Source organism: Methylopila musalis (assembly GCF_042679725.1).
In the GTDB taxonomy this organism is placed as follows: domain Bacteria; phylum Pseudomonadota; class Alphaproteobacteria; order Rhizobiales; family Methylopilaceae; genus Methylopila; species Methylopila musalis.
Genome location: NZ_JBHTMX010000430.1, coordinates 1 through 629, shown reverse-complemented (window position 1 = coordinate 629; position 629 = coordinate 1). Strand labels below are relative to the sequence as shown.

General features: G+C 75.0%; 1 protein-coding gene. It reads right to left on the bottom strand.

The features are described from left to right. A partial coding sequence (locus ACFQ4O_RS18135) for a DUF6716 putative glycosyltransferase (RefSeq protein WP_378777832.1) occupies positions 1-610 on the bottom strand: 610 nt, incomplete at its 3' end. Positions 611-629: the final 19 nt, after the last annotated feature.

Sequence of the window (629 nt, the reverse complement as noted above, 5' to 3'; positions counted from 1 at the left end):
AGATGGCCTGCGTGCCCACGCCGCTGGCGCGCTCGGCCTCGCCCGCGGCGGAGCGCTCGAAGCTCTGAAGCTGCGGCGGGCGCGGGGCGTCGGCCGGGCGGCGCTCCAGCATGTCGATCAGCGCGTCCGGCGAAAAGCGCGGATCGTAGCCCACCCGCTCCAGCCAGCGGGCGTCGGGCGCGCGGCGGGGCAGATCGTCGAGCGTGGCGCAGGCGGACAGGGCGACGCCGAGGCCGCTCGCGAACAACGCGTGGACGCCGTAGGCGTTGCGCACCCCGAAATCCAGCGCCACGCAGGCCGGAACGCCGTGGTCCAGCGCGTCGAACAGGGCGGTGGAGGACACGGTGGCGAACAGGTCCGCCGCCTCCAGCTCCTGCTCCAGCGGCGCGTGCGACAGCTCCAGATTGGACGGGCGGTCCGGCATGGCGGCGATCAGCCGTTCCATAGGCGCCGCCTGCTCATGAAACGTGCGTTCGTCGGCCCGCACACGCAGCTTCACAACCACCCGCCAGCGCGGGCTCGTCCGCGCCAGCCGCGCGAGCGTCGCCGCGAGCTCCGCCCGGTGCCGCGGATCGGACGGCGCCGCCACCTGCTCGGCGAACACGAACACGGGGCGCGCGTCCGGGGCG